The following is a 14,008-nucleotide window of genomic DNA, read 5'->3' as shown; positions in this document are numbered from 1 at the left end:
AACAACCAAATGATTAGTTTAATTTGTATAGGTTTCCGAAGTTGTATAATGTTATGTCTTCAGGGACATCCTCAACAACGTTTTTGGTATCGAATATAATTGGTTTGGAAGATTTGTCCTTAATTAAATCGTAGTCCATTTTCTTGAACTCATCATGATCACATAGAACTAGAATCAAGTCCGCACCGTCAATCGCCTCATCAAAACCTACTAGATTTTCCTTGTCTATATGAGGGTCATGTACAGCTATTTCATAATCGTTGTCAAGCAAAGCGATTATCTCATATGCAGGACTTTCCCTGTCATCGTCAGTGTTTCCTTTGTATGATATTCCTAAAACTGCGATTTTTCCATCAGGAATAATCTTTCTGACGTTTTCAGCCACAAAGCCAGGCATTGATCTGTTGGTATCACGTGCCAACTTGATTATCTTTGCGGTTTCAGGGGCTTTTGCATATATGAAGTATGGATCGATTGCAAGGCAGTGTCCTCCAACACCAGGTCCCGGTGAGTGAAGGTTTACTCTAGGGTGCTTGTTTGCAACTTCAATAACGTCCAATGCGTTTACACCAATTTCAGCACAGATTTTGGTAAGCTCATTTACCAAAGCGATATTGACGTCACGGAAAGTATTTTCCATACATTTTGAAAGTTCCGCGGTTTTTGCTTCAGTAAGCATCAATTCACCTTTTACGAATTGGCCGTAAACTTCAGCGGCCTTTTTGGAACATTCAGGAGTGACTCCTCCAATAATACGGTTGTTGTTAACCAATTCATATATGATTTGACCTGGAAGCACCCTTTCAGGACAATGGGCAAGGTATAAATCCTCACCAATGGTAAAGCCGGCATTTTCAAATATAGGCTTTACGGTTTCATCAGTTGATAATGGAGCGATAGTGGATTCAACGATAATGGTGTTGCCCTTTTCAACAAACGGTAAAATTGATTCGCATGCGCTGATTACGTAACTCAAATCGCAGCTGTAGTTTTCGACTATGTATGGTGTTGGTACGGTAATGATAAATGCGTCAGCCTTTTCAGGAGTTAAGCTTGCCTTGTATACTCCCTTATCCAAAGCTGTCTTAATGATTTCGCCAAGTCCAGGCTCTTCGATGTGGATTTCACCTTTATTCAACATTTCAACAACGGATTCTATAACATCCACACCAACGACTTCGCAGTCATTTTTTGCAAACAATGCTGCAGTCGGCAATCCGATATATCCTTGACCTATAATACATACTTTCATAAAAATCACTCCCTTAAATTATTATATTATTTTTATCCCATGTAATTTAAATCTTTCTTAAATTTAATTATATTACTGTATATTTTTATTTTTCATCATATTTAACTACATTTATTATAAAATCGAAAAATAAACAAAATAATGTTTAATAATTCAAAAATAGCTATCTGTTTATCTTCATCTTGAGCGTGATCTATCGCAAAATATATGATTGATTTAGATATAATAAACATTGATTTCTCCATCTTCAATGAGATCATAATTTCTTAAAGGAATTACCTTGTTTTCAATGCCCTTTTCAGCGTTTAAGCTAAATTTATCGCTACCTTCTGCTATTGCAATGTCCTTGTCAAGATACTGGTAGTGCAAAATTGCCTTTCTGATAAAGTCATTATCGATGGCACCATCAATCAGGATTAGATATTGGGTGGAAATGTCTTTTTTAAGTTTATCCAAACTTGGATAGATTCCATCGATTGCGCCATATTTTTCCTTAAGACCTTTAAGGCTTTCATCAGCGATGATGTTGAGGGTCTTTTCAGGATAATCTATACTGTTGAAATCATTAATGATTGCATCCATTTCACTTTCATCATCCAGCCTGTATATGACTGCAATGTCTTCTGGGTCTTGCTTATATTCAAATCCGATTGTATCAAGGACCTGTTTCCATCTGTTCTTGTAGGTATGGTTTTCAAGAACATTGTATAGGTTATTCATTCTTTCTCTTTCATAGTCTTTGGTGAAGTCAGGTATTCCCTCCTCCCGGTCAAAGACAAAAATGTTATCATCGAATATTTTACATACTCCCAAAGAATAGTTTGTGATGATGTACACATTGCTTAAAGCTAATTCAAAAACCCTTCTTGCAAACATGGTTTCTGAGTCAGTAACTATGTTAAAATTAAGTCCCCATTTCATTTTCTTATAGATATCTGCAGTATCCTTATAATCAATAGGTGGTAGTGTATATGCCTGAAACCTTTCAGGATAGTTTCCCCAGTTTTTGAAATGCTGGCGGTCATAGATTCTCAAGTTAACGCCTTCGGCAATGAGCCTGTCGAAGATGTCATCCATAAGCCTTGCCCTTTCAGGCTTGTCCTCATAATATGAACCTGCAAAGACAACATCCTCTATTGTCTCTCCTGACATGTTTAATGGATTGAACAGCCTAGGCTGGCCTGCAAACATCAGGGAATATACATGAGGATGATTGAAGTCCTTTTTGTAATGCTTGATGCAGTTTGCAGAGGTTGTGAATATATAGTCGAACCTGCTTGCGGTGTCTGCATATGACAATCTGTGATCTTTATAATGTGGAGGGTCCTCCTTGTTCCAGAAAACTGTAGGAATTGAGTTTTTACGGCAGTACTCCAGGATTTCAAAAAGAATTGTCCTGTTTTCCTTTTCATTCAGCTTCTGATAAATCTTTTCTCTCCAAGGGCCGTAGAGACCTTCAAAGTTATGCCCGTCCCATGCTGATTCACAGAGGAATATGTCAGGCTTTTCAGTTTTGAATTTCTCCTTCCAGTCATCAGGGTTTATTGTTATTGCATTGAATTCATATTTATATGAGTCATAGGTGAACTGGTCTGCAATGAGGGCTACCTTAATGTCCCTCAAATTCTTTATCTTCTTTTCCCTTTTCAGTTTGCTTTTAATCTTATCAAGAATCATGTTATCAATTTCTAATTGTTATGGAGTAATCGCTTATATCAAAGCCATCATTTTCAGCTTCATCCATTAGTCTAACAGGATATTCATCACCTGACATCATTCTTTTAAATGAAATCTCCTTTTCATTTCCCAAAGTGATGGAATAGTAATATTTGTTCAATATGCATCTTCCCATTGAAATGGTTTCATCAACTGATTTGAAATCCAAATCATATTCATTGCCGTCAGCGGATGCCTTCAGGCCAAAATCAATAGGGTAAAATTCATAATAAAAGTCGATTCTCACATTATTTGAATCTTTTTTAATATCCGTAATGTGTATTGCGTAATTGGCGAGCCTGTCAAAGTCCCTGCTATTGATTTGCAGAATGTCATCTTTCACGTCAAAATCCTCATTGCCGTATTTTACGCTGAGCATGTGATATTTCAATGATTTCCTGTAGCTTTGTGATAGAATCACATCATCATCGATATACTGGAAAACGTCATGAATATGCTCATAGAAGTCTTCGGTTTCAGCATCATCAAGCACTCCGACTTCGCTATTTTGTGTAAGCATCCAGTAGAGATCATACAAAAGCACGTTTTGGATATATTTCAAGACCTTTCTATGCCTATTCTGTGATTCAAGTATCAGTTCATTGAAATACATCTCCATTCTTGGCGTGAAATATTCCTTTCTTGATTTTCTTGTATCAATTGTGGAGTCTTCATCTTCACGCTTCCTGTACATGTACCTTGAAGTGCCCACAACACCGAATCTGCATTTCTTAAGTATGATCTTGTTTAAAAAAAGTGAATCCTCTGATATCACCAAATCGCGGTTGAACTTATCCTCGATGGAGCTTGTCCTGATGAATGACGCACTCACTGAAACCTGAGGAAAGTCATATTCCTTCACTATGTCGACTACACGGCTTTCCATATATTTATCATAAAACTTCGCAGGTTCGCTAACACGGCCGAACGTGAATCTTGGAATTGAAATCACGTCAATTTTACTTCCCCATGACTTGAAATGCTGGTAAACATCCTTCAATGCATTAGTCTCCAATAAATCGTCGCTGTCCAAAAAGTTGACGAATTTTCCTTCAACATGGTTTAAGCCGTTGTTTCTTGCAACTGACTGTCCCTGGTTTTTCTGGTATAGGTATATGAAATTGTCCGGATATCTTTCCATATATCTGTTGCAGATATCCCCTGAGCCGTCTGTGGATCCGTCATCTACAAGAATGACCTGAACCTTATTGAACTTGAATGACTGTGACAATATTGACTGAATGGTTTCATCCAAATACTTTTCGGCATTATAGACGGCTATAATAATAGAAAATGTAAATCTGTATTTGCTTTTGAATTTATTGTTGATGATTTTACTTAAATTCATAATAAAACACTTATTCTTTGATTGTATCGATGAACCTGTTCATTGTCTTTTCAACGCTGGAGATGTTTTCCACATCTTCCTGGGCTTTCCTTATCACTTCAAAGAGTTCATCGCTGGATAATCTTGACACTTCAATGATTTTTTGAGCAAAGAGTTCAGGGCTTGCCGGCTCTGTTATAAAACCGTTCACGCCATCTTCAACTATTTCTGGAATTGCGGAAACCTTTGTGGTTACATATGGAAGGCCGCATGCCATGGCCTCAAAGATTACTGTCGGAAATCCATCCATATCCCCGTTTTTGGCTATCTTGCATGGGGCGGCCAACAGGTCTGCTTCCATCAGTTTATCCTGAACCTCATTAGGTTGGAGCTCTCCTTTAATGGAAATGTTTCTGCATCCCAATTCATCTATCTGGCTTTGCAGTTGATTGTGAAGGTCACCGAATCCATATATCTCAAAGGTGAAATCCTCATCTTCAAGAAGCTTGGCCGCATCGATTAAAACATCGAGACCCTTCTTTTCAACAAATCTTGAAATTGAAATGATGTTTTTGATTTTCCTATCCGTTCTGGCCAATGGGGCGAGTTCATAGCTTGTTGCCTGCTTTGTGATTACAATCTTATCTTCACGCACATTCCTTTCAAGCAGGTAATCTTTATGAAATTCGCTTAAGGTAAATATTGCCCTGCAGCACTCGGAATTGCTTATCTCATCAATCTTGTTTCGCTCATCATTGTCCTTTCTGAATATGTCATATGCATGGACGAACACTGTAAAAGGCATTTTAAGCCTTTCGCAAACCGGATATGTGAAGTTGGTGCACATGGGATAGATAAAATGAGTGTGTGCAATGTCTATGTCATGCTCTAAAAAGAGCGCTTCCAGTTGGGTGGTATTGGAGAACCTGTAATTTTCAACAGCAAAGTCAAGTTCAACCGGCTTGTCGGAATCCGCTTTGGTGAATATGACAACATTATATCCGTTTTCCACAAGCCATCTGACTTCATTTACAACGAATGTCTGGGAATGGATAGGAAACGCATACAGTACATATGCAATGTTTATATCCTTGGCATCCTTTTTCAGACCATCTGATTTGTCGAATCTTGTCTCAAAACTATGAATAAGAGCTTCATAATCCTTAATCTTGCTGTTTTTTGTTTTAAGCTGCTTTTTTAGGCGGCCATAGTTATCCTTGTAATAATTGTAACTGCCACTTTTTTCCAATATCCTATCCTTAAGAGACATGACTGCACCATAATCAAATAATTGTCTTTAAAAACTAAATTAAATTATATAGCTGAACTTATAAATAGCTATTGAAAAGAGGATTTAAAAAAATAAAAAAAAGTGTACTCAGCTAAAAGCTTTGAGTACCACTGGTTGGAGATAATGAAACGCTTTGTGTATCCAGAAGTTTGGAGTTGCTGTCGAATAAGTTGATTTCAGCAAAGTCCGGATAATATGCATATGCATCAGCACTGGATACATCAAGATAACCACTAGAATCAACAGTAACAGGAACCATATTTCCATGATTTAAGGTATTTCCATCTCTTGAATACCATATTTGAACGATAACGCTTTTGCCTGCATTTTCACGTCCTACATTAATATGTGCATAAGTCTTGTCTTCCAGTTCACTTCCGGTAGAAAAGGTTCCTCCCAAGATTTTCATGTTTGAAGAGGACTGTGACGGTTGGGAAGATGAGCTGGATTGTGTAGCCTGTGATGGCTGTGATGAATCTGCTGCATTGTTGTTGCTGATACTGGATGCGGCATTTTGCGCATCACTGGAATGCTGTGTTGACGCGCTGTTTCCTGAAGTCTGCAGATAAATGAATGCACCTGCCAAGACAACAGCTATAATGATTAATGCAGCTATAATGATTTTTGTGGTATTGTCAGACTTATCTCCGCTCATTGAATTAATCATTTTTTCATGACTAATTGTCTTCTTTAATGGAGCACCGCATTTTTTGCAAAACTTGGCGCCCTCTGCATTTTCACTTTTACAGTTGGGACATATCATATAACTAACAACCTCACGTAAATATTAGTTAATAATACTTTATCCACAATGTTAAATAAAGTTATTCAAAAAAAGAGTAAAAAGAAGATATATGAAATATATCTTAATCATAGAATTTTCCCAAAAAGTCTTTCATCCTTTGGTTATCTGATGAAAATACCTCTTCAGGAGTTCCTTTCTCTACAATAACTCCTCCATCCATGAAGATTATTGTATCGGCAACGTTACGTGCAAAAGCCATCTCGTGAGTAACGATGACCATTGTCATGTGCTCTGCGGCAAGTTCCTTGATTACTGTGAGGATTTCCCCGGTCAGTTCAGGATCAAGCGCTGATGTCGGCTCGTCAAAGAAAAGAATGTCCGGATTCATCGCAAGCGCACGTGCAATTGAAACCCTTTGCTGCTGTCCTCCGGAAAGCTCGCAAGGGTAAGCGTCTTCCTTATCCTCAAGACCCATTTTCCTTAAAAGGTCACGTGCATGTTCATAAACTTCATCCTTTTTTCTTTTCTGAACCCTGATAGGTGCATTGGTAATGTTCTTCATCACAGAATGGTGAGGGAACAGATTGAAATTCTGAAATACCAAACCGAATGTTCCTTCAAAATCGATTACTCCGCTGTCTTCATGTTCCAAGCCTGTAATGCATCTGAGCAATGTTGATTTTCCTGAACCTGACGGTCCGATGATACCTAGAACTTCACCTTTTTCAACATTAAGAGAAATATCCTTCAATACTACGTTGTCATCAAAACTTTTCTTAAGATTTTTAACTTCCAATAAACTCATAATATCCCTCTATTCATAATAATCCATTCTGTTTTCTAGGTGTTCCATTACAAATGCAACAAGCACGTTGAATACATAATAGAATATACCTGCAACCAACAATGCAGCGATTGAAGCATCGGCAGCCGCAATCTGTTTTGCCACTGTAAACATTTCCGGAATTGCAATAACAAATGAAAGTGATGTATCTTTTACGAGAGTTATAACTTCATTAGTTACTGAAGGAAGAATGATTTTGAATACTTGAGGCATGATTATAATGAAGAATGTTTCAAGCTTGCTGTAGCCTAAAACCTGTGCAGCTTCATATTGTCCGCTGTTGATTGACTCGATTCCTCCCCTGTAGATTTCAGCGAAATATGCGGCGTAGTTTATAGTGAATGCTATAATTACTGCAATGAATCTGTAATCACTGGAAAGGTTTATTCCGAACACATAATACGGTGCGAAAAATACTATAATCAACTGCAACATCAATGGTGTACCTCTCATTATAGAAATGTAGATCTTCATGAGCCATCTCAACGGGCCAAACTTACTCATTCTTCCTCCGGCCACAGCAAGGCCTAAAGGAAGGGAAAAAAGTAGAGTAAGCAAGAAAATTTCTATTGAGGTTACCATACCTTCAAGCAACTGTTGTATAACCATACTCAATATCATTACTACTTCTCCCTTCTAACTAAATATTTATGGTTGGATTAAAGCATCTTGGGAAATACCGTATTTTTCTGCGATTTTTACGACAGTACCATCTTTGAACATTTCATCTAATGTGGATTGTACTTTGTCTTTTAATGCATCATTTCCTTTTTTGAATCCGATACCGTATTTTTCGGTAGTGATTGATTCATTTAAGATGGAATAATCATCTGAGTTGTCTTTTTTATCGATGTCGTATTCTGCAACACCAATATCCATAGCTACAGCATCACATGCACCGGATTCTAAATCCATAAATGCGGTGTTATAGTCAGCAACTTCGGTTAAGGTTGCGAAAGTGCTTGCAATAGTTTTGTTGTCACCTTGAAGAGCAGCTAAAGCAGATGAATCTTTTTGTGTTTCTACGGTTTTACCTGATAAATCAGCGATTGTTTTGATGTTTGAATCATTTTTAACAACGAATATTTGTTTGTTGTCAAAGTAAGGATTTGACCAGGTGTAATCGTTTTCCCTACCATCGATTGTGAAACCGTTCCAGATACAGTCGATAGAACCTGATTCTAATTCAGCATCTTTAGCGTCCCAATCAATAGGTTGAGCTTTAAATGTCCAATTGTTTCTTTCACAAACTTCTTTTGCTAAGTCTAAGTCGAAACCGGTGTAGTTTCCACTGTCGTCCTTATATCCGTAAGGTGGGAATTCTGCATCGAAACCTACAATGAAAGTGTTTTCATCATTTGCTGTTTGATTGGCGTTGTTCCCTCCTAAAAAGTCAAAAAATCCTGCGCTTACAGTACCTAACATCACTAAGGATATTACGACTAAAGCTAAAATAAAACCTATCTTTTTATTCATATAAAACACCAAATAGTTATAACTATCTCAGTAGAATTTTTTCTACTATACTATTTTTTATTTTTCAATATATTTATGTATTTATATTCAAATTTACAAATAATCAAGATTCATATACTGAAAAATATCTATTCGAAAATGAGATTAATATTAATTCATTTAAAAATAATAAGAAAATAAGAAAAAAAGATTGGTGTTTAACAGCCAATTTGGTACAGTTCAAAACCCAAATCGATAATTTTCTTATCATAGATGTTCCTTCCGTCAAAGATAACCTTCTGGTTAAGTCTTTCGGATAGAATGCTGAAATCAGGGTTTCTGAACTCCTTCCATTCGGTAATGAGTATTAGAGCATCACAGCCGTCAAGGGCTCCATATCTGCTGTCTACAAATTCTATTGAATCAAGATATTCGTTGTCGACAGCCCTTCTGAACTCATCAATTGCATGTGAGTCATATGCCTTTATCGAAGCACCCTTTTCAATCAGTTGCCTTACCACAACAAGGGATGTGGCTTCACGGACATCATCGGTATATGGCTTGAATGAAAGACCCCAGATTGCAAAGCTCAAGCCTGATAGGTCCTCACCGAACCTGTCTATTACCTTGTTTACAAGAACCATCTTCTGCTCCCTGTTGACCTCTTCCACATCAGCCAGTATCCTAGGTTCGTATCCATGTTGCTTTGCGGTATTGATCAGGGACTGAACGTCCTTTGGAAAGCAGCTTCCCCCATATCCGCATCCGGCATAGATGAAATCATATCCTATTCTCTTGTCTGATCCTATTCCAAGTCTTACCTTCTGTATGTTTGCACCTGTGGCTTCACAGATGTGTGACATCTCGTTCATGAATGAAATCTTGGTTGCAAGCATTGCATTTGCAACATATTTGGTCATTTCAGAGCTTTTCACATCCATAAGGACAAACCTGTCATGGTTTTGAACGAATGATGAATATAAATCCTTTAACCTTTCAAATACTTCAGCCTTTTCAGCGCCGATTACAACTCTGTCAGGATGCATGCAGTCGTTTACGGCGTTACCTTCCTTAAGGAATTCTGGATTGGAGGCGATATCTATTTCCACATCACAGCCTCTTTTATTTAAAGCTGATTCAATCCTATCGCGAACATCAAAGCATGTTCCAACAGGAACTGTTGACTTGATTACAATCAGTGAATCGTGAGTGATGTTATCTGCAATATCATCTGCTGCAGCATAAATATAATCAAGATTGGCGCTTCCGTCTTCACCAAGAGGGGTTCCCACAGCGATGAACACAATATCAGTATCATCAAGAGCTTCCCTGATGCTTGTAGTGAATATCAAATCTCCCCTGTCATGGGAAGTCTTCACTATTGTATCCAGATTAGGTTCAAAAATAGGCAGGATATTATTGTTCAATCCGTTAATCTTTTCCTCATCAATGTCAACGCAATAAACCTTGTTTCCCATTTTTGAAAAGCATGCGCCGGTTACAAGTCCAACATAACCGGTTCCGATAACAGTAATCTTCATTGAATCACCTTAAATTTTTGATTTTCCTTAAAGGTTTGGTAATATTCCAACTTCTGGAATTTAGAATTTCCCTATTTTTCCTTCTTAATCTATTATTTTCTTTTTGTAACTTAATAACTTTCTTATTTAAATTATACTTTTCGGCCAAAAGCTTGAATTCCATGTCGCTTTCACAGGCCATCACTTCATGGAATACCTTTTCATAATTAGAATTCAAGTTGCTTTTAACATCATCTTTGCCGTCGATTTCAATCATCTTCAGGAAGTCCTGCTTCAATCTCCTTAAAAACATCGGCTTCAAATCATCCCTTATCTGGAAGAACTTACAGTGAAACGAGTCCATCTTCCAGTTGTACAGCCGATACTTGTATTTCTCATATTCCCCTTCATCAATAAATATGTCGAATATGGCATCGAATGCATCGAATATGTAAAGGATCTTTTCATCATCAGAGCTTTGAAGGGATTCGGAATGGATTCTTCTTGTATAAAGGCACTTGTTGTAAAAGATGATTTTTTCGGAATTTAGAAGTGCCCTCCAGAAGAACTTGTTGTCATGATACATTCCCCCTGCAAACTCCGCTTCGGATTTTAAAATAAGTTCACGTGAGTAGAGCTTTCCCCAGGGAGTGACGGAAAGCTTGAAAATCAAATCGCCCAAATCGGAGTAATGAAACGCCTCATTTCCAACGCTTTCATATATCTCATTCATGCTAAAATACTCGGTTTCGTAGTACCTCTTTTTATCATCATCAAAGTTTATGGCCTTAAACATTACAAAATCAGCATCAGTTTCAGTTATTAATTCATAGGTTTCATTTAAGGCAACCTCATCAAGGATATCATCGGCATCAACAAAGCAAATGAATCTGCCTGAGGTTTTTGAAAGCGCAAAATTCCTAGCTATTCCACCGCCCTTATTTTCCTGGTGGAACACTTTCATTCGACTTTCATCTTTTGCAAATTCCTCAAGAATGCTTAATGAGTTGTCTTTTGACCCGTCATCAACACAAATCAACTCAAAATCCGTGAAGGTCTGATTTAAAATAGAGCGGACTGATTCGTCCAGATAATTTTCGCAATTGTAGACGGGCATTATAACTGAAATTTCAACCATGATATTCCCCAATGTGGATTATAAAAAAATAGTATATTTAAGCTGTTTTTTAAAGCTTAAATACTATCCGTATCCGTCATAAATTTCCAAATCAGAAACAGTTTTGGATGAGGATAAAAATATTGTTCCATTGAAGTTGGCATGAACGGTGTAGTTTCCGTTTTCAAGACCTTCCAATGCAATGTTTGCCTGACCGCTGCTGTCTGTGGTTGCATTATACTTGTTTGCCCAACCGGAATCATCCAAGATTTTAACGTCAATTACTTGATTAGGGTATACGTTTCTGTATTGGTCCTTCAAGACCACGGTTACAAAGTCCCCGTTTTTTAAAGTGTGATTGCTTGTAACTTCCATTTTGGTGGCGTGTGAATTTGCAGAGATAAATACAAATGCGCCTATTGCCACAATCAAAATCAAAATTACCGCAATTATTATCTTTTTCATGTCTATCATTAAATACACCTATTTGTTATGCACTAGCAATACATCGATTTCAGCGTTTTTAAGAACTTCTTCTGTTACGCTTCCAAGAATAAACCTGTGGAGTCCGCTTTTTCCGGAAGATGAAATGATAATGAGGTCCGCTTCTTCATCTTCAGCAACCTTAATGATTGTTTCTGCAGGAAAACCTGGCTTTACGATGGTTCTGATATTGAGCTTTTCACCATCGAAGAGCTTTTTCATATACTTGACATTTTCCTGAGCCTCCTTAAGAAGTCCCTTGTTGATTTTTCTAACATTGGACCTTGACTGGAATGCAGAGGATGTCAATTTGCCTGCAACTGACAAAATGATTATTTCTCCGTCATCGGAAATCAATTTGGTTGCCCTTTCAACTTCTTCATCCGAATAACCGGATCCGTCGGTTGGAAGTAAAATCTTTTTATACATTATTTAACACCTTAAGAAATACAATTTTCAGTTTTCTAATTCTCCAATAAGTTTTTGGGCATTTTCCCAATCTGTATGGTCATCGATTTCTGTCCATTTCAATCCGTTGGTTAGGACAAAATCGATTGTTTTGATTCTGCTTAAATCCTTATAAGCAAAATCGTAGTAATTTTGAGGGTCTTCATCAATCAATCCGGAAAGGATCTGATTGAAATCTTTGATGTCCTCGCTTATCACTTTTGAAACTCCAATGAACTCTCCGCTTGAAGACGGAATGTCCAAGCCCTTTCCGATGGAGTGGATTTCACCGTTTGAAATGGACTTGTCCTCATTGAATGTTTCGTTATCTATAATCAATTTGAATGATTCCTCATTCAAATCCTTGTAATTGTCAATTATCATTCCTGTATTTTCACATTCAGCGATTCTTGAGATTATTTCAGGGTCAACAACATTGTCTCCGTTCACCAGAATGAAGTCTTCAGGATTTTCTTCTATGTATTTGCTTGCAAGATATGTGGAAACGGATGTGTTTGTAACCTCATATTTATCGTTTTCAATGCATTCTATTTCAATATCGTATTTTTCAGCTATTTTTGGACATAAGTCAATGACCTTGTCCTTGTTATATCCCACAATGACTATAAATTTTGATATTCCTGCATCAATGCAGTTTATAATCATTCTTTCAAGCAATGTGGTTTCGTTAATTTTCAATAAAGCTTTTGGAATTTCCTTGGTAAGTGGCATAAGTCTTGTGCCCATTCCAGCTGCCAATATTACACCTATCATATTTATCACTAGCTATTCAATATTCTCCCATAAGTCTCTAAATGCTATCTTTGGAGGTATCTGATTTACTATAACATCAAATACGAAGTTTACGATTACGCTTTTGATATTGTTATTATCGCAGATGTCCTTAATTGCCATGATTGAGTTCTTTCCCTCAAAGACAACTCCGCTTGCCTTCTCATCGACAATCAATCTTTGGCCGTAAAGCATTCCTAATGTGTGGTTTCTGCTTTCAAATGATGTTGATGTCAGGACCAGATCACCGAATCCGCAGTACTCCCCTGCAGTGGACTCCATGCCCCCGACACTTTTAATAATCTTGATTGTATCATCGAATCCTTTTGTCAGAACGCCATATCTTGCGTTTTCATTGACGTTCATTCCTTCACAGATCCCGTTTGCAATGGCGTTGATGTTCTTTATCACTCCGCAGATTTCAAGGCCAATCACATCATCTATTATCTTCACCTTATACTGGTCTGTTGAGAGAACCCTTTTGACTGTTTCGGCATTTTTCCTGTTTTTTGAAGCTATGTTTGAAACTGTCGGCTGGTTCAATACTATTTCAGATGCGAAATTAGGTCCGGAAAGGGCCACATACTGATCATCGAAATATTCCTCAACAAGATTTCCCATTGTCTTTAGTGAAGGATACTCGATACCCTTTGCTGTTGTAACAAGAATGGCATCATCTGAAACTACATCTTTCAGCTTTTCCAAAGTTGTTCTGAAAGCTGATGAGGGTATAGATAAAAATATTACTTTGCAGTCTTTCAAGTCATTCAAATCAGTTGTAGCAGTAATATTATCCAATAATCTTGTATTAGGATAATATTCTGTGTTGAAGCGAGTTTCATTAATTGCCTTTGCCAGATTTTCACGCCTCAATTGCAGACAAACCTCATCAACATTCTGTGCTATTGTTTGTGCCAGTGCAGTTCCCAAACTTCCGGCACCAATAACGCCTACTTTATCCATAATTTTCACCGATAAGTAACTCTTTCTTATTATTTTTATTATTATTAATTATTAAA

The 14,008-nt window shown here is 37.3% G+C and carries 14 protein-coding genes; all 14 read right to left on the bottom strand.

Annotated elements, in window-relative coordinates:
- Window positions 1-13: 13 nt before the first annotated feature.
- The gene (locus Q0W25_RS02050) at window positions 14-1,252 is read right to left on the bottom strand and encodes a nucleotide sugar dehydrogenase (RefSeq protein WP_298518319.1); all 1,239 of its coding nucleotides are present in this window, start codon (window positions 1,250-1,252) and stop codon (window positions 14-16) included.
- 216 nt (window positions 1,253-1,468) lie between these two features.
- Window positions 1,469-2,929, bottom strand: a complete 1,461-nt coding sequence (locus Q0W25_RS02045) for a glycosyltransferase (RefSeq protein ID WP_298518317.1) — start codon at window positions 2,927-2,929, stop codon at window positions 1,469-1,471.
- Window positions 2,930-2,933: 4 nt separating this feature from the next.
- A complete protein-coding gene (locus Q0W25_RS02040; RefSeq protein WP_298518315.1) occupies window positions 2,934-4,316 on the bottom strand; it encodes a glycosyltransferase family 2 protein in 1,383 nt (460 codons plus the stop codon).
- A gap of 10 nt (window positions 4,317-4,326) precedes the next feature.
- Window positions 4,327-5,565, bottom strand: a complete 1,239-nt coding sequence (locus Q0W25_RS02035) for a glycosyltransferase family 4 protein (RefSeq protein ID WP_298518313.1) — start codon at window positions 5,563-5,565, stop codon at window positions 4,327-4,329.
- A gap of 112 nt (window positions 5,566-5,677) precedes the next feature.
- Window positions 5,678-6,349, bottom strand: coding sequence for a zinc ribbon domain-containing protein (locus Q0W25_RS02030; RefSeq protein ID WP_298518311.1), 672 nt, complete (start codon window positions 6,347-6,349; stop codon window positions 5,678-5,680).
- A 103-nt stretch (window positions 6,350-6,452) separates the two neighbouring features.
- Window positions 6,453-7,136: an amino acid ABC transporter ATP-binding protein gene (locus tag Q0W25_RS02025; RefSeq protein WP_298518309.1), complete on the bottom strand. Its 684-nt coding sequence runs from the start codon at window positions 7,134-7,136 to the stop codon at window positions 6,453-6,455.
- A 9-nt stretch (window positions 7,137-7,145) separates the two neighbouring features.
- Window positions 7,146-7,796: an amino acid ABC transporter permease gene (locus Q0W25_RS02020; RefSeq protein ID WP_297824859.1), complete on the bottom strand. Its 651-nt coding sequence runs from the start codon at window positions 7,794-7,796 to the stop codon at window positions 7,146-7,148.
- A 27-nt stretch (window positions 7,797-7,823) separates the two neighbouring features.
- Window positions 7,824-8,651: an amino acid ABC transporter substrate-binding protein gene (locus Q0W25_RS02015; protein ID WP_297824857.1), complete on the bottom strand. Its 828-nt coding sequence runs from the start codon at window positions 8,649-8,651 to the stop codon at window positions 7,824-7,826.
- 197 nt (window positions 8,652-8,848) lie between these two features.
- Complete coding sequence (locus tag Q0W25_RS02010; protein ID WP_298518306.1) at window positions 8,849-10,171, bottom strand: UDP-glucose/GDP-mannose dehydrogenase family protein; 1,323 nt, start codon at window positions 10,169-10,171, stop codon at window positions 8,849-8,851.
- Window positions 10,172-10,175: 4 nt separating this feature from the next.
- Window positions 10,176-11,288: a glycosyltransferase family 2 protein gene (locus tag Q0W25_RS02005; RefSeq protein ID WP_298518304.1), complete on the bottom strand. Its 1,113-nt coding sequence runs from the start codon at window positions 11,286-11,288 to the stop codon at window positions 10,176-10,178.
- A gap of 63 nt (window positions 11,289-11,351) precedes the next feature.
- Window positions 11,352-11,741 (bottom strand): hypothetical protein, encoded by a 390-nt coding sequence (locus tag Q0W25_RS02000; RefSeq protein WP_298518302.1) that lies wholly within the window; start codon window positions 11,739-11,741, stop codon window positions 11,352-11,354.
- A 9-nt stretch (window positions 11,742-11,750) separates the two neighbouring features.
- Window positions 11,751-12,179, bottom strand: coding sequence for a universal stress protein (locus Q0W25_RS01995; protein ID WP_297824846.1), 429 nt, complete (start codon window positions 12,177-12,179; stop codon window positions 11,751-11,753).
- Between the two features lie 27 nt (window positions 12,180-12,206).
- Complete coding sequence (locus tag Q0W25_RS01990) at window positions 12,207-12,971, bottom strand: phosphocholine cytidylyltransferase family protein (RefSeq protein WP_298518299.1); 765 nt, start codon at window positions 12,969-12,971, stop codon at window positions 12,207-12,209.
- A gap of 12 nt (window positions 12,972-12,983) precedes the next feature.
- Window positions 12,984-13,952 carry an NAD(P)H-dependent glycerol-3-phosphate dehydrogenase gene (locus tag Q0W25_RS01985; protein ID WP_298518297.1) on the bottom strand — a complete coding sequence of 323 codons (969 nt, stop codon included), beginning with the start codon at window positions 13,950-13,952 and terminating at the stop codon, window positions 12,984-12,986.
- Window positions 13,953-14,008 lie beyond the last annotated feature (56 nt).

Origin of the sequence: uncultured Methanobrevibacter sp. (assembly GCF_947166415.1) — an archaeon.
Classification (GTDB): domain Archaea; phylum Methanobacteriota; class Methanobacteria; order Methanobacteriales; family Methanobacteriaceae; genus Methanocatella.
The sequence above is the reverse complement of the archived record's forward strand: the minus strand, read 5'-3'. Positions and strand labels throughout refer to the sequence as shown.